Below are 16,183 nucleotides of genomic sequence, written 5' to 3' on the forward strand. Positions count from 1 at the left end.
TGGGCTATACTGGTACTGTCCGGGTACACCCTTCTTTTGACAAAATGATTGTCAGAAGAAAGCTCAATGAATTCGTTAAACTCCAAATCCTTCTTCTTGATGATCTCTCCTGACATTCCCGCATTGATGTACTGAAGTTCAAAAACGTTGTTACCTTGAAGGTCAATTTCTTCATCAGTACTATCACAGGACCGATTCATCATTAAAGAAGTCAATGAAAGCAATATGGCAAGCTTTTTCATGGTAAAAGGGAATTGATATTATATCAACAAGATACATTGAACCTCAAATCGTTGCTTATCAAAAAAACACCTAGATCAGGAGTGTAAAACTCCCATAAGTTTTGCCTCTGGATGTGCCGATTTGATGTTCATGATTCGATATTTCGTGTGATTTGAATTTCGCTTAACGGATTGTTCCACTAAATGCGAAACACATGGAAACCTCTAAATCATTCAGTATCTATAACAGGAATGTGACCTATTTGGTCATGCAAGTGTCCAATAATTCGAACATTGATTTTGAGGTGGACTATCTAAAAGTTTATAGTATTGCCGGGACAAAAAAGAAAAAGGCCTCCCATCAAAGACTGGAAATGGTTCCGATGTACAAACACCAAGGGCAGAGTAAAATTAGTGGAGGGAGTTCCAAAAGGTTTGTATATGTACTTCCAAAGTTTGTTTTGGGGGATGACGAGGAACTTGAAATCGATCTTAAGGAATTGAATGGAAACCGAAGGATCAATCTTTGGTACAAAAATCATCAGATCAAAAGAGTGAATGCTTTCTGGCGCAAAAACATTTAGCATGGTTCACAGTTTGCCAACATAGGTTCGATTGGCTGTTTGGTTATCACCGTCAGTAATATGTTCCAAAAGTTCAATTTTTACCCCTCCAGTAGAAATGATTTTGGTACGGATGTTGAATGGAGAAACTTCTTGCCTTAAACCTTCCGATATCACCTTTACAGTACTTTTTGTTGCAGACCCTCAAAAAGAAATGTATCCAGCCACAGAAGAAACGTTGATAAAATGATCGGATTTTTGCTTTTTCATATGAGGAAGCGTTATTGCAATGCCGTAAAGTACATCCTTTATGTTCTCCTTTATCATTTCTGAATAGAGATGCGTTGATTCCAAGAGAAAATCAAATGCTATAGGATGGCACTTAAGGTTGGGAGCAGATTGTTATCAGGGGAGGGGGCACCTTATGATCAAGCAAGCTGAAATACCTGGAGCGACTTTCGCCATCAAGGAGATGCTGCTGCTGAGCCTATGTTTTGTTGTAAATGGAATGGATTGATTTCAAGCAATTCCAATTTTGAATGCCAGACCTGTAAAATTGGTTGTAACATCAGTAATTCAGGTAGTATCCGGGGCCTATTGCCGTATTATTTTTGTGGCCCACGATAAATTAACACCCTAATAGAATACGAATGGCAGGATTGGTGAAATGGTATGCGACAGCTTTGGTCTTTATTTTTTGCATTGAAGCCTATGGGCAAACGACCTCGAAAAAAGTAACTGCAAAATACATCGATCAGGCCATTACCTTGGATGGGGTTATGAATGAACCGATTTGGCAAACCGCTGAGATTGCAGGCGATTTTCAACAATTTTTCCCGTCGGATCAAGTACAAGCGGAATACCCTACCGAGGTACGGGTGTTGTTCTCCGATACGCATTTATATGTGGGTATCCACGCAGCAAAGAAACCAGGAGACTATGTAGTGTCCACCTTAAGAAGGGATTTCGGCGCGGCCACGAATGATAATATTTCGTTGCTATTTGACACCTTCAGTGATGGGACCACGGCCTACTTTTTTGGTGTGACCCCGTTTGGTGTGCAACGTGAAGGGCTTGTTTCTGAAGGTGGCGCGGCATTCAACAATACTTGGGACATCAAATGGCAGGCCGAGGCCACACGTTATGATGACCATTTTGTTATTGAGGTGGCCATACCTTTTACATCCCTCAAATTTCCGGAAAACTCCAATACCTGGCGATTCCGTCCCTATCGCTGGAACAATCAGGTGAACCAGCAGGACACCTGGGTCAGGGTGCCACAACAACAATTGCTTTCCAGTCTTGCCGATATGGGGGAATTGGTATTCGAAAAACCATTGGGGGAATCGCGCATGCCCATAGCCTTGATCCCCTATATAAATGTCCTTACTGACAAAGATCATGGGACCGATGTTGCCAATGCCCAATTCAAGACCGGGGGAGATGCCAAGATTGCCATAGGGAATGGGATGAACCTGGACTTGACCCTTAACCCCGATTTTTCCAATGTGGAAGTGGACGATATTTTCACCAACCTGACCCGATTTGAGGTTCGATTGCCCGAAAAAAGACAATTTTTCATTGACAATAGCGACCTTTTCGAGAATTTTGGGAACTCCTTTAACGAGGCCAAGCCATTTTTCTCCAGACGTATCGGGCTTGCCCGTGATACCTTGGGCAACCTTATTCAAAATGATATTATAGGGGGTGTACGCTTAAGTGGCAAACTCAATAAAGATTGGCGTCTCGGGATTCTCAATTTACAGACGGCCAAGGACGAAACCAACGAGATAGCCTCTAACAACAACATGATGTTGGCCTTGCAACGAAAAATTGGTAGTCGTTCCAACATTGGGGCGTTCTTGGTAAACCGTCAAGCCGTTGGGGACGACGAATATATCACGCCCGATGAAAACTATAACCGTGTGGTGGGCATCGATTATAACCTTGCTTCCGCGGACAATATATGGAACGGAAAGTTCTATGTGCACAAATCCTTTCAACCCAATGATAAGAAAGGCAACTTTTCATCACAGGCCACCTTTACCTACAACCCGCGCCGATGGGAGATTATTCAGGATTTGGTCTACATTGATCAAGATTTCACGGCCGACCTTGGCTTTGTTCCAAGAACCGATATCTTAAAATGGGGCAATGGCATTAAGCGTATATTTTACACGGGAAGCGGAATCATAAATACCCATGCACCGAGATTGTTGACGGTGAGCTACTGGAGACCTTCCTTGGATTACAAAAAAACAGACCACAGGTATAGTGCCAGCTGGGAAGTTGCCTTTAAGAACCAAGCCACGGCTGAAGCAGTCTACACGAACAACTTTATATACCTCACACGTCCATTTGACCCTACCCGTACCGAAGGAGCCACCCCATTGCCGGGAGACCAAGGGTATCATTTTAACCAATTGGAAATGACCTATTCCTCCAATACCAGCAAGCGGTTCACCTATACTACCACAGCTGTTCTGGGCCGTTTTTTTAATGGTGACATTCATTCCATCAGGGCTGAAATGGGATTGCGCGTACAGCCCAAGGCACAATTTAGCGTGGGCATCGATTACAACGGTATCCGTTTACCGGAACCTTATGCCGATGCCGACATTTTCTTTGCTACGTTCAAGGCGGATATCACCTTTAGCAAAAGTGTGTTCTGGTCCACATTGGCCCAATACAGTAACCAACAAGAGAACCTGGGTATCAACTCAAGGTTGCAATGGCGTTTTGCACCCTTGTCAGATCTTTATTTGGTGTACAATGACAACTACTTTACCGGAACTTTCGGTCCCAGATTCCGTTCGCTAAATTTAAAATTGACCTATTGGTTAAACCTTTAAAGTACAAAGGGCATATTTTGGGAATGGATTTGTAAGTACCCTATATTGGATACGAAAGCAAAAGCCTGCTGTTGTTTATAAATACGGTACGCTAATGATTATTGGACCGTACTTTGAGGTGGAACCTTCACAGAGGTAATCCTTAATTGTAAAAAATTGAAGAAATGCAAGGCATCTTTTCTGCCTTTCCGTTACTCCTGCTAATTCAAATTTCTGTACTCATTGGGCGAGTAGCCTACTTTGTTTTTGAACAAGCGGCTAAAATGTTGGGGATATTTGAACCCGAGTTCGTACGCAATTTCACTGACGGATTTTTCCGTGTTGAAGGTTTTTGCCTTGGCAATTTCAATGATATGGTCCTGAATATGGTCCTTGGCCGATTTACCGGTTTCATTTTTGATCAGGTCACCAAAATAATTGGGCGATAAATGGAACTCATCGGCAAAAAAGGAGACCGAGGGAAGGCCTATTTTTTGGGGAGCATCGGAATTGAAATAATTTTTCAAGGTAGTTTCGAACCGTTCCAGGATCCCTTTGTTCTCGTTGTCCCTGGTAATGAACTGGCGATCATAAAAACGATCACAATAATTCAAAAAGAGCTCAATGTTGGAAGTGATAAGTTTTTTACTGTGCTTGTCCACGCCCTGTTTGAGTTCATAATTGATTTTGTCCAAACAATCCAATATTACTTCTTTTTCATGATCGGATATATGAAGCGCCTCGTTCGAATTGTACCCGAAATAATTATAGGAGTCAATGCTCTGTGCCAATTGGGTGCCGTGAATCAAGTCCGGATGAAAAGCCAGTGCATGGCCCATGGGCTGGTAGACGGTACCGTCCGTTTCCACTTCCAAGATTTGTCCCGGGGATACAAAGACCAAGGTTCCTTCCTGGTAGTCATAATATTGACGGCCATAGCGAAGGTCACATGCTTTGACCTGCTTTAGGAAAACACAGTAAAAGCCGAAATACAGCCGTACTTTTTTATTACCGTCCCAATCCCTTGGTTTGGCCTTGGAGAAATCAAGAACGCTTACCAAAGGGTGCAAGGTTTTGTGGTTGTTCAACATATTATAGTCGTTCACGGTATTAAATCGGTATGTGCCTTCCATGTTCCAATTGTTTGTTAGAGACAAATTTAGAAAAATTGGGACAGTGTGTGTCGCCCTTACCTATATATCAGTAATATTGGTAGTATATCCAGTATTCTGTATACAATTCTTCCCTACTTCTGTGACGATATTTGTAACATGAAGCGAATAAAATTGAACAATGGGGTCGAAATGCCACTACTGGGATTTGGAGTTTTTCAAATTCCGGATCTCAAAGAATGCGAGGAAATTGTCCTCCATGCCTTGGAGACCGGATACCGATTGATCGATACGGCAGCTTCCTACGGCAATGAATTTGCCGTGGGCCAGGCCATTAAAAAAAGTGGGGTACCCAGGGAAGAACTGTTTATTACAACGAAACTATGGATACAGTCCCAAGGGTATGAAGGTACCTTGGCGGCTTTTGAAAAGTCCATGGAACTCTTGCAGTTGGACTATTTGGATCTTTACCTGATCCATCAGCCCATGGGTGATGTGCATGGCTCCTGGCGAGCCATGGAGCATTTGTACAAAGAGGGGCGGATCCGAGCCATCGGGGTGAGCAATTTTCATCCCGACCGGGTGATGGACCTGATGGTACACAATGCTATTGTGCCTGCAGTGAACCAAATCGAGACCCATCCCTTTCACCAACAATACGGGAACCAAGAGTTTTTAAGGGAAAACCAGATTCAAATGGAAGCATGGGGCCCCTTTGCCGAAGGCAGAAACGACCTTTTCAAAAACGAAGTATTGGCAGACATTGGCGGAAAATATGACAAATCCATTGCTCAGGTTGTTTTGCGTTGGTTGATCCAGCGCGATATTGTGGCCATTCCCAAATCTGCCCATAAGGGGCGGATGGAGGAAAATTTCAACATTTTTGATTTTGAACTGGGGCAGGACGACATCGAAACCATGAAGACCATGGATCTAGGGTCCAGCAGTTTTTTTGACCACCGGGATCCCAATATGGTAAAATGGCTGGGGGAACGATCACTTTAAAAAAAATGAATATTGGAATTGAATATGATGAAAACATTTAGATTAAATTCTAGCATGGCTTTGGCACTGTTGTGTGCCATGCCCTATTTTCTCCTTGCCCAAAAAAGCCCTATATTGATAGAACAACAAGGCAGTTTTACCGCAGGCGGCACGGTAAAGACCAGTGCGGGAACCTTTGATCCCATTGCGGATGGTGCCTTCAATCCATCTGACCAAAGTACGGAGGGTCAGACCCTGCACGGGGACCATGCGACCGTACTGTATCAAATACCGGTGGATGCGAGAGAACTTCCCTTGGTGTTTTGGCACGGGTACGGCCAGTCCATGCGAACTTGGCAGACCACGCCCGATGGAAGGGAGGGATTTCAAAGCCTGTTTTTGCGCAGGGATTATTCCGTATACCTATTGGATCAGCCGCGGCGTGGTCTGTCCGGTCGGGGAACAGAACCGACAACCATCGGTGCGGCCACGGATGACCAGTTGTGGTTCGGTATTTTTAGGTTGGGACTGGGAACCGAGTTTTATCCCGGTGTCCAATTCTCCAAAGACCCAAAGGCCTTGGACCACTATTTTAGACAGATGACGCCTGATACCGGGCCATTGGATATCCATGTCAATATCAAGGCGGTATCGGCCCTTATTGATAAAATCGGACCGGCCATTCTTGTCACGCATTCCCATAGTGGGGGGCAAGGCTGGGTGACGGCCTTGGATAACAAAAATATCAAGGCCATTGTGGCCTATGAGCCGGGAAGCAATTTTGTGTTTCCCCAAGGAGAGGTGCCAGAGACCATTCCGTATTTGGGCGGGGCCTTGAGTGCCCGGGGAGTGTCCATGGATGATTTTAAACGCCTAACGGAAATCCCGATTGTCATCTACTATGGAGACTATATCCCCAATGAGCCTGTGGAGAACCCAGGGCAGGAACAATGGAGGGCGGCCCTTGCCATGGCAAGGCAATGGACCAAAACCGTGAACGATCATGGAGGGGATGTGACCTTGGTGCATTTGCCCGAGGCGGGGTTCAAGGGGAATACCCATTTTCCCTTTTCAGATCTGAACAATGTGGAGATCGCCGATCTACTGTCCGATTGGCTGAAAGAAAAAGGATTGGATCAATAAGAAAGACTATAAACCATAAATTCTAAATAAATGATAATGAATATTAAGTATGCTGCTGTTATGGCTTCGTTTTGTATGTGTGGTGTCGTTGGAAGTATCCATGCACAAGAAGCTATATTTCCCATGGGAGAAAAAGCACCAAACGTTCACCATACCGGTGATGTTTGGTTGACGCACGTCATAGATGCCGATGAAACATTTGACTATAATGTGGCACAGGCAGTCTCGGCGGCAGGAGCCAAACTCAATTGGCATTTACACCCTAAGGGACAAAAATTACTGATTACCCATGGGGTTGGTTTTTATCAGGAAAAAGGTAAAGAGGTACAGGTCGTGCGAGCTGGGGATGTGATCAAGTGTACACCTGATGTGGAACATTGGCATGGAGCGGCACCCAATAGTCCGGTGACCTATTTGGCCATCAGCGGCAATGCACCTACGCAATGGACGGATGAACTCACCGATGAGGCCTATAATAGCATTCCTGCTCCCGAAATCAACAATGCAACACTTGAACAGGAAATAAAAGACCTTTCCATGGCGAAATGGCAATGGATGGCGGACAAGGATGTGGACAAACTGGACGATTTTTTTCATGACAAGGCCAAATTTGTGCACATGAGCGGTTCCTGGAAAAAGGACAGGGAACTCGAAATCATTGAATCCGGAAGTATCTGGTACAAACAGGCAGATGTCCACGATGTGGCCGTCGAGCTTTTTGGCGATGACACCGCCGTGCTATGGAACAGGATCACCCTTGTGGCCCATGTCCGTGGCAATGATGTGTCCAATGAGTTTACGGTGACCGAATTCTATAAAAAAGAGGGCGGTGACTGGAAGCTGTTGGACCTTACTTTTAGCAGTGTCCGAGATACCCATGAAATCGAACATTAAGAACACTGGACAACAATAAAAACAAACATCATGCACATAAAAACACTATTTTTTGGATGTATCCTCTCGATGCTGATGGTTCCCGCGTGTTATGCACAATTGGACCTGGAAGAGGAGGTCAAGGCGCTCTCCACCCAAAAGTGGCAATGGATGGCCGATAAGGATGCGGACCAGTTGGAAGCACTTTTTCACGACAAGGCCAAGTTTGTCCACATGGGCGGTACCTGGGGCAAGGAGCGTGAAGTCGATATCATCAGACAGGGTTTTATTCACTATAAAAAGGCGGAGGTCCACGAGGTGATGGTGGAAGCCTTGAACGAAAATACCGTTATCCTTTGGAACCAGATCACCCTTTTGGCCGTTGTGGGCAGTAATGAGGTGACCAACCCCTTTATGGTCACCGAGGTCTATGTGAAGGAAAACGGGACTTGGAAATTGGCTGATCTGACCTTTAGCAAAACCATGGACAGGAATTAAGACAAACACCGCTGCTCCATCGAAAAGTTGCTGGCCAGCTTTTACGGGCAGCTAAACATTTAAAAGAAACATATGAAAACATTTATTTTAGGATTGGTATTGACCTTCAGCTTCTCGTTGGCCGCACAGCAAAATGGCAACGATCCATCACAAAAAAATCCACCAATGGTACAAACAGCCTCAGGAACCCTTCAAGGTTCCAGTGAAAATGGAGTGCACAGTTTTAAGGGCATTCCCTATGCCGCTCCACCGGTAGGGGAATATCGTTGGCGACCACCACAGCCGGTAACACCCTGGGACGGGGTGCGTGATGCTAGCCAATATGGGCCCAACTGTGCACAGTCCGGGTGGGGAGCAGCTCCGGGAACCATTGTCGAGGGCTCATCCGAGGATTGCCTGTACCTGAACCTTTGGAAACCCTCCAGTGCTTCTGAAAACGCCCAACTTCCGGTCATGGTGTGGATCCACGGCGGTGGTTTTGTTGGGGGCAGTGGTTCGGGGCCCGGAATTGCCGGAACTCAATTTGCCGGCCAGGATGTGATCTTGGTCACCATCAATTACCGATTGGGACGCCTGGGACATTTTGCCTTTCCCGCACTCAGTGCCGAACATCCGGAGGAACCCAAAGGAAGCTATGCCTATATGGATCAAATAGCGGCGCTCAATTGGGTGAAGGACAATATTTCCGCTTTCGGGGGCGACCCGGACAACGTGACCATTTTCGGCTTCTCGGCCGGGGGGGTGTCCGTACATTCTTTGATGACCATACCAAGTGCCCAAGGCCTTTTTCATAAAGCCATCAGCCAATCCGGCGGCGGTAGGGACGGTGTACTTACCGGAAGACCGATACGCGAAGAAAATACAGATGCATTTTACCCGGTTTCCGCAGAGACCGTAGGAATCAATTTTGCCAAAAAACACGGTATTGCAGGTACCGGTGCCGAAGCACTGGCACAACTTCGTGCCCTTAGTGTGGAGGAAATCGTGGATGGAGGACAGGAAAGCGATGGTGAAGGCGGGCCCCGAATCTATTCGGGACCTATTTTGGACGGGGAGCTTGTCGTGGAAACTGCCGAAACCGCCTACAAAAATAACAGGCAGGCCAAGGTGCCCCTGATCATAGGGTCCAACAGTGCCGAAGTGGGCGGGGGATTTGTCAACAACAGCAGCTCCAAGGAAGAACTGTTTGCCTTGTTCGCTAGGTGGAGCGATGAGGCAAAGGCCGCCTACGACCCGGAAGGAACCAAAGCATTTGCCGAAGTGCTCACAAAATTCAACACGGACTGGGTTTGGGGGGAACCTGCACGGTTCACCGCAAACGCATTTGCCGCTGTCGGGGAACCGGTCTACATCTACCATTTCGATTTCGTTTCCGACGCTTTCAAGGAGCGTATGCCACACGGTGCAGGGCACGGTTCCGAAGGTGCCTATGTGTTCAATACCCTGGATGCACGATGGGGCAATCCAGAATCGACCCCAGAGGATATCCAGTTGGCCGAAAAAATGAATACCTATTGGGCCAACTTTGCCAAAACCGGAAACCCCAATGGCGAAGGATTGCCCACATGGCCCTTGTATACGGAAAGTGAAGGTAAAATTCTGGATATTCAACCCAATGGGGAACCTGTAGGGAAAAAAGATCCAAGAAAAGCCAGATTGGATATTATTGAAAAGGCCATGGAACTGAGGCACCAAATACAATCAAGGGGTATATAGGCTTTGACGGTACGGTCTATTTCCCCTATAGAATTAAAAGTAAACCCAAAAGAAGAAAGAAGTATGATGAAAAGGATTTTTTACAAAAACAGGATAATGGGCTTGATCGTGCTTTTGTGCGTTTGTTCCACACAGGCACAAAGTACAAAGGATAGCAGTGGGGTATTAAGTCCAGTACAGGAAAGTATGGTCAAGATTGCCTCTTTGACCTCACAAGGCAATTTGGAGCAATTGTCGGATGAGCTCAACAATGGGTTGGATAATGGCCTTACGGTCAATGAGATCAAGGAGGTGCTGGTACATTTGTATGCTTATTGTGGTTTTCCGCGGAGCATCCGTGGCCTTCAAACTTTTTTGGATGTCTTGGATTACAGAAAGGAGAAGGGCATTAAAGATGCATGGGGCAGGGAAGCCTCTGCGATCACGGATACCCGGGACAAGTATGATCGTGGAATCGAAACACTGGAGGAATTGCTACAGGTCAAAATGGATGGGCCCAAACCCGCTTACCAACAGTTTTCCCCTGCAATGGATGTGTTCCTTAAAGAACACCTGTTCGCCGATATTTTTGAACGGGATGTGCTGACCTATGCCCAAAGGGAATTGACGACCATTTCCGTCATTGCCTCCTTGGGCAATCTGGACCCTATGCTGAAAAGCCATTTGTCCATTTCCTTAAAAGTTGGCCATACGCCCGAGCAACTGAAAGCCTTTGTCGGGATTATTGGAACAACGGCAGGGAAAGAAAAAGCCAAAGCGGCCCAAGCCGTTTTGCGCACTGTTTTAATGGAATAGAAAACAAACTAAAAAAAGTATCCATGAAAAAGACAATCCAACAATCGGATAAAGAAGCGGGTAGGTTCATAAAGAATACCAGAAGGGATTTTATTTCTAAATCAGCACTTTTGGGCGCAGGTATGGCAGCTACCCCCATGGCTTTTGCGCATGGGACCACATCAGGTAAAACCAAATCCGTGGATGTAACGACTGCACCAAAAAAAAGAATGTTGGGGACCTTGGAGGTGTCTCCCATTGGTCTGGGATGTATGAGCATGAAAAGCGGTAGTTATAACCCTCCCAGGGACAAAAAGGATATGATTCCCGTTATCCGTGGGGCTGTTGATATGGGAGTTACTTTTTTTGATACCGCGGAGGTATACGGCCCATTCACTGATGAAGAGTTGGTTGGTGAGGCCTTGGCCCCCGTGCGTGACCAAGTGGTCATAGCGAGTAAATTTGGATTTGACTTTTCCAATGGCAATAGGGCAGGGAGAAACAGCAGACCAGAACATATCAGGGCTGCGGTCGAAGGCATGTTGAAGCGCCTTCGCACCGATCGCATCGATTTATTGTATTTGCACCGATTGGATCCCGAGGTTCCAGTGGAGGATGTCGCAGGAACGGTCAAGGAGCTGATCCAGGAAGGCAAGGCACTGCATTTTGGTCTTTCCGAGGTTTCGCCCAAAACCATACGAAAGGCACATGCGGAACAAAAGGTTGCCGCACTTCAAAGTGAATATTCCTTGATTCAACGGGCCTTGGAGAACGAAGTGATCGATACCTGTGGTGAACTGGGTATCGGTTTTGTACCCTGGGGACCGGTATGCCGTGGATTCTTGGGAGACAAATTCAACGAATACAGCAGGTTTTCTGATGATTCCAGATTTGCTGCAGTGCCTTATTTCACGCCTAAGGCTATAAAGGCCCATATGGAGGTGCTGGTGCTGGTACGGGAATTGGCACGAAAGAAGAATGCCACGCCCGCGCAGATCTCATTGGCCTGGCTATTGGCCCAAAAGCCCTACATCGTGCCTATCCCCGGCACTACAAAATTGCACCATGTGAAAGAAAATATGGGCGCTATGGACATTTCATTTACCAACGGGGAGTTAAAGGAGTTCCGGGCGTCCTTGGAAAAAATAAGTTTGGTAGGCGTCCGCCAGCCGGAATCAGCCTTGATTGATCAATAAGCCCATATCATGAATTACGCTTTAGTAGTACTGTTATTGCTTTCCTCTTGTTTTCAAAAGGGGCCTGGAAATTCAAACGATTCAGACCCCAAAAAGATATTGATCGTGTATTTGTCCCGGACAAACAATACAAAAACGGTAGCAGAAATCATCCATAAAAGGGTAGGGGGAGATCTAGTGGCGCTGGAACTGGAAAATCCCTATCCCGAAAATTACAGGGCCATTGTCGATCAAGTGGCCTCCGAAAATAGATCGGGATTTCTACCGCCTTTAAAAACCAAAGTGGATACTGACCGCTATGATACAATTTTTATAGGCTTTCCTACTTGGGGGATGCAATTACCGCCACCGATGAAGAGTTTTCTGCATGATCATGACCTCCGCGGTAAGACCCTGATTCCGTTCAATACCAATGGAGGTTATGGATTGGGGAGCACGGTACAAACGGTGAGGAAACTTTGCCCGGACAGCGAGATCCTCAAAGTGTTCTCCGTAAGGGGAGGCAGTGAAAGGGACGGTATCTATCTCGCCATTCAGGGGGAAAGAAAGGATGAAGTGGAAGAAACGGTGGCATCTTGGTTAGCGGAAATTCAAATAGGGACTAGGGAGTAATGCAAATATTTCACCTGATTTGGGGCTAATATTTGAAATCCGTATGTCTTTTACAGTCAAAAATGTATAATTTCAAGCAAAACATTAAAAAATGGCAACTTTCAATTTAAATATCAATGGTGAATCCCTATCAGTGGACGCAGATCCCAATACTCCCTTGCTCTGGGTATTGCGGGACCATTTGAACCTGGTCGGGACCAAATATGGCTGTGGTATCGCCCAATGTGGTGCCTGCACCGTCCATCTTGGGGATGTGGCGACACGTTCCTGTATGCTGACGGTTTCTTCGGTAGGGAACCAAGAGATCACCACTATCGAAGGCCTGTCCGAAAATGGGGACCATCCGGTACAAAAGGCATGGTTGGAAGTGGATGTGCCCCAATGCGGTTATTGCCAAGCTGGACAGATCATGACGGCATCCGCCCTGTTAAAAAAGAATCCCAACCCAACGGATGAGGAAATCGAGATGTCCATGAACGGAAATATCTGCCGTTGCGGAACCTATACACGCATAAAAAAAGCCGTGAAATTGGCTTCGAAAAGCAACGCTTAATCCATCATTAAAAAGAGAAACACCATGACACTGATAAAAACACAAATAGGAAGAAGGGCATTTATTAAAAATACAAGTTTGGCCAGTGGAGGGCTTATCTTGGGGTTCAGTATGTTGAACGCATGTAAGCCCAAGCAAGCTGAGACCATGAACGCCCTTGAAATGCCCGAGGAGTGGTTTGAGATGAACGGTTATCTCAAAATTGGAGATAACGGGGTGGTCACCATCTTGTCTCCCAACCCCGAAATTGGACAGAATGTCAAGACCTCCATGCCGATGATCGTAGCGGATGAACTGGATATTGATTGGAAAAATGTTATCGTGGAACAAGCTCCGCTCAATACAAAGCTTTACAGCTGGCAGGTTGCCGGGGGAAGCCGATCTATCAGTAGTTCTTGGCAGGGCCTGAGAATGGCAGGGGCAACAGCTCGTCATTTATTGAAAGAAGCGGCCTCCAAGGCATGGCAAGTGCCTATAGCGGAAATAAGTGCTGTTGCAGGGATGCTCACGCACGAAGCCAGTGGCAATTCCGCAGGATATGGAGAAATGGCATCGGCAGCATCGAAATTAGAGGTGCCCAAAGAAATTGAACTGAAAGAACGCTCCGAATTCACTATCATAGGAACATCCCGAAAAAATGTCGATGGGAAAAAGATTGTGACCGGTCAGCCTTTGTTCGGCCTTGATGTGCAAAGGGAGGGCATGTTGATAGCCACAGTGGCCCATCCACCTGCCTTTGGTATGACATTGAAATCCTTTGATGCCACTTCGGCCAAACAGATGCCAGGGATAAAGGATGTGTTTTCGATCAAGGTCTACGAAGACGACTTTAAAAGAAGTACTTTCCACCATACTGCTTTCAATGAAGTAGTAGTGGTATTGGGAGAAACTACCTGGCAAGTGATGCAGGCTAAAAAGGCCGTGCAGGTTGAATGGGAAAAAGCCCCGGATAGAACCTATGGGATGACCATGTTCGGAAACGATATGACGGTCAACCATCCCGCAGGTATGGAAAATTCCGCTTCACATAAGGAAAAAATGGAAGCCATGAATGCACGCCCGGGACGGGTGGTCCGTCGGGATGGCAATCCGGAGGCCGCCTTTGCCAATGCAGCAAAGGTTATTGAACGGTCCTATAGTTGCCCTTTCCTTGCGCACAATACCATGGAGCCCATAAACTTCTTTGCCCATGTTACCGAAGGTCACGCAGAATTATTGGGTCCCACCCAGACCCCCGAATGGATGGAAACCGCCATAGCAGCGCGATTGGACCTCCCCCTGGATAAAGTGGATATTATGATGACTAGGCAAGGGGGAGGTTTTGGTCGTCGATTGTACGGTCACTTTATGGTGGAGGCCGCACTGATTTCAAAACAGGCCAAGGCCCCGGTAAAATTGGTATACAGCCGTGAGGAAGATATGACCCAGGGCATTTATAGACCGGCCTATTATGCCACCTATAGGGCAGCCTTGGATGAAAATAACAATATGGTGGCCTTCCATGTAAAAACCGGGGGTATCCCAGAAAGCCCGCTATTCGCCAATAGATTTCCTGCCGGGGCTTTGGACAATTACCTTGCGGAGGATTGGACAATTGAATCAAATATTACAACAGGTGCCTTCAGGGCCCCAAGATCCAATTTCATTGCAGGAGCTGAGCAGTCCTTCTTGGACGAGGTGGCGGAAGCTTCAGGAAAAGATCCGATCCAATTCCGATTGGACCTCTTACAACGAGCCCAAGAGAACCCTGTGGGTGAACGAAATGATTATGAGGCGGATCGTTATGCCGGAGTACTGGAAATGGTACGGGAAAAATCAGGCTGGGACCAGGGGGCCACTGGACGCCACCGAGGTGTATCCGCCTATTTCTGTCATAACAGCTATGTGGCCCAAGTATTGGATGTTATAATGGAAGGCAATGAGCCCAAGGTCGATAGGGTCTGTGTGGCCATTGATTGTGGCATCGTGGTGAATCCTGATGCAGCTACGAACATGGCAGAAGGGGGTACGGTGGACGGCATTGGACAGGCGATGTACAGTGCCATGACCTTTAAGGATGGCGTTCCAGAGGAAAAAAACTTCGATAGATATCGCTTGATCCGACATGCTGAAGCACCTAAATCCATAGATGTTCACTTTGTGGACAACGGCAAGGACCCAACAGGTTTGGGCGAACCTCCGTTTCCTCCGGTAATGGGGGCCTTGGCCAATGCCCTTTACAAAGCCACGGGAAGACGCGTGTACCACCAACCCTTTATTACGGATAGACCTCCATTGGTAGGATAATGCATAGGATGGGTATTAGTGATTTTTAAAATCATACAGATTATTTACAACATATCATTTATTAAATCTTAAAAAAATAGTTGAGCTCATGGCTAATTTTAATTTAAATATCAATGGAGAAACATTATCGGTAGATGTAGACCCTAATACACCCCTGCTCTGGGTATTGCGGGACCATTTGAACATGGTCGGGACCAAATACGGATGTGGTATCGCACAATGCGGGGCATGTACCGTACATCTTGGGGATGTGGCGACACGATCCTGTATGCTCACGGTCTCTTCCGTGGGGAACCGAGAAATAACCACAATCGAGGGACTGTCTGAAGATGGGGACCATCCCGTTCAAAAAGCCTGGTTGGAAGTTGATGTGCCCCAATGCGGCTATTGCCAAGCAGGACAGATCATGACGGCATCCGCATTGCTCAAGAAGAACCCCAATCCAACGGACCAGGAGATCGAGATGGCCATGAACGGCAACATTTGCCGCTGTGGTACCTATACAAGGATCAAAAAGGCGGTCAAAACTGCCGCTAACCCGGAAAACGTTTAATCATTAAGAAATTCAGAAGATGGCAAGGATAAAGACACAAATGGGCCGCCGCGCCTTCATCAGAAATACAAGTCTGGCCAGTGGCGGATTGGTACTTGGGTTCAGCATGTTGAATTCCTGTAGGCCCAAGGATGCCGAAAAAATGGCCGCTCGGGAAATGCCAGACGAGTGGTTCGAGATCAATGCCTACCTAAGAATAGGCGATAACGGACTGGTGACCATAATGGCACCCAATCCCGAATTTGGACAAGGGGTCATTACCTCCATG

At 46.6% G+C, this 16,183-nt stretch carries 16 protein-coding genes and 1 pseudogene; 14 read left to right on the forward strand and 3 right to left on the reverse strand.

The features are described 5' to 3' along the window. Window positions 1-242, reverse strand: a 242-nt coding sequence (locus AC13CC_RS10915) for a hypothetical protein (protein ID WP_482876347.1), incomplete at its 3' end; no start/stop codon positions are given. 194 nt (window positions 243-436) lie between these two features. Between AC13CC_RS10915 and AC13CC_RS10920 the strand changes: the two genes are divergently transcribed. Beyond that, the gene (locus AC13CC_RS10920; RefSeq protein WP_482876349.1) at window positions 437-805 is read left to right on the forward strand and encodes a DUF4138 domain-containing protein; all 369 of its coding nucleotides are present in this window, start codon (window positions 437-439) and stop codon (window positions 803-805) included. Between the two features lie 6 nt (window positions 806-811). Here the strand turns inward: AC13CC_RS10920 and AC13CC_RS10925 are convergent, their stop codons facing one another. Beyond that, entirely contained in the window at window positions 812-961 is a 150-nt protein-coding gene (locus AC13CC_RS10925) for a hypothetical protein (protein ID WP_482876351.1), read from the reverse strand. Window positions 962-1,434: 473 nt separating this feature from the next. Here AC13CC_RS10925 and AC13CC_RS10930 point away from each other — a divergent pair, with 473 nt between their 5' ends. After that, window positions 1,435-3,636 carry a DUF5916 domain-containing protein gene (locus AC13CC_RS10930; RefSeq protein ID WP_482876352.1) on the forward strand — a complete coding sequence of 734 codons (2,202 nt, stop codon included), beginning with the start codon at window positions 1,435-1,437 and terminating at the stop codon, window positions 3,634-3,636. 200 nt (window positions 3,637-3,836) lie between these two features. Here the strand turns inward: AC13CC_RS10930 and AC13CC_RS10935 are convergent, their stop codons facing one another. Beyond that, the gene (locus AC13CC_RS10935) at window positions 3,837-4,748 is read right to left on the reverse strand and encodes a helix-turn-helix domain-containing protein (RefSeq protein WP_482876354.1); all 912 of its coding nucleotides are present in this window, start codon (window positions 4,746-4,748) and stop codon (window positions 3,837-3,839) included. 138 nt (window positions 4,749-4,886) lie between these two features. Here AC13CC_RS10935 and AC13CC_RS10940 point away from each other — a divergent pair, with 138 nt between their 5' ends. The 12 genes and pseudogenes from AC13CC_RS10940 to AC13CC_RS10995 all read left to right on the forward strand — a co-directional run. Further along, window positions 4,887-5,732 carry an aldo/keto reductase gene (locus AC13CC_RS10940; protein WP_482876356.1) on the forward strand — a complete coding sequence of 282 codons (846 nt, stop codon included), beginning with the start codon at window positions 4,887-4,889 and terminating at the stop codon, window positions 5,730-5,732. Window positions 5,733-5,786: 54 nt separating this feature from the next. Then, entirely contained in the window at window positions 5,787-6,854 is a 1,068-nt protein-coding gene (locus AC13CC_RS10945; protein ID WP_482876357.1) for an alpha/beta hydrolase, read from the forward strand. A gap of 36 nt (window positions 6,855-6,890) precedes the next feature. Continuing rightward, window positions 6,891-7,748: a DUF4440 domain-containing protein gene (locus tag AC13CC_RS10950; protein WP_293164743.1), complete on the forward strand. Its 858-nt coding sequence runs from the start codon at window positions 6,891-6,893 to the stop codon at window positions 7,746-7,748. Between the two features lie 30 nt (window positions 7,749-7,778). Beyond that, a complete protein-coding gene (locus tag AC13CC_RS10955; RefSeq protein WP_482876358.1) occupies window positions 7,779-8,225 on the forward strand; it encodes a nuclear transport factor 2 family protein in 447 nt (148 codons plus the stop codon). A gap of 72 nt (window positions 8,226-8,297) precedes the next feature. After that, window positions 8,298-9,941, forward strand: a complete 1,644-nt coding sequence (locus tag AC13CC_RS10960; protein ID WP_482876359.1) for a carboxylesterase/lipase family protein — start codon at window positions 8,298-8,300, stop codon at window positions 9,939-9,941. A gap of 63 nt (window positions 9,942-10,004) precedes the next feature. Beyond that, window positions 10,005-10,736, forward strand: a complete 732-nt coding sequence (locus AC13CC_RS10965; protein ID WP_482876360.1) for a carboxymuconolactone decarboxylase family protein — start codon at window positions 10,005-10,007, stop codon at window positions 10,734-10,736. Window positions 10,737-10,759: 23 nt separating this feature from the next. After that, window positions 10,760-11,911 carry an aldo/keto reductase gene (locus AC13CC_RS10970; protein ID WP_482876361.1) on the forward strand — a complete coding sequence of 384 codons (1,152 nt, stop codon included), beginning with the start codon at window positions 10,760-10,762 and terminating at the stop codon, window positions 11,909-11,911. Window positions 11,912-11,920: 9 nt separating this feature from the next. Beyond that, window positions 11,921-12,523 carry a flavodoxin gene (locus tag AC13CC_RS10975; RefSeq protein WP_482876362.1) on the forward strand — a complete coding sequence of 201 codons (603 nt, stop codon included), beginning with the start codon at window positions 11,921-11,923 and terminating at the stop codon, window positions 12,521-12,523. Window positions 12,524-12,614: 91 nt separating this feature from the next. After that, the gene (locus tag AC13CC_RS10980; RefSeq protein WP_293164720.1) at window positions 12,615-13,076 is read left to right on the forward strand and encodes a (2Fe-2S)-binding protein; all 462 of its coding nucleotides are present in this window, start codon (window positions 12,615-12,617) and stop codon (window positions 13,074-13,076) included. A gap of 24 nt (window positions 13,077-13,100) precedes the next feature. Beyond that, window positions 13,101-15,362 (forward strand): xanthine dehydrogenase family protein molybdopterin-binding subunit, encoded by a 2,262-nt coding sequence (locus AC13CC_RS10985; protein ID WP_482876363.1) that lies wholly within the window; start codon window positions 13,101-13,103, stop codon window positions 15,360-15,362. 88 nt (window positions 15,363-15,450) lie between these two features. After that, the gene (locus tag AC13CC_RS10990) at window positions 15,451-15,915 is read left to right on the forward strand and encodes a (2Fe-2S)-binding protein (protein WP_482876364.1); all 465 of its coding nucleotides are present in this window, start codon (window positions 15,451-15,453) and stop codon (window positions 15,913-15,915) included. 19 nt (window positions 15,916-15,934) lie between these two features. Then, window positions 15,935-16,183 (forward strand): annotated as a pseudogene (locus AC13CC_RS10995) (xanthine dehydrogenase family protein molybdopterin-binding subunit); the annotation flags it as partial.

Source organism: Flagellimonas sp. L-11, from assembly GCF_056857735.1.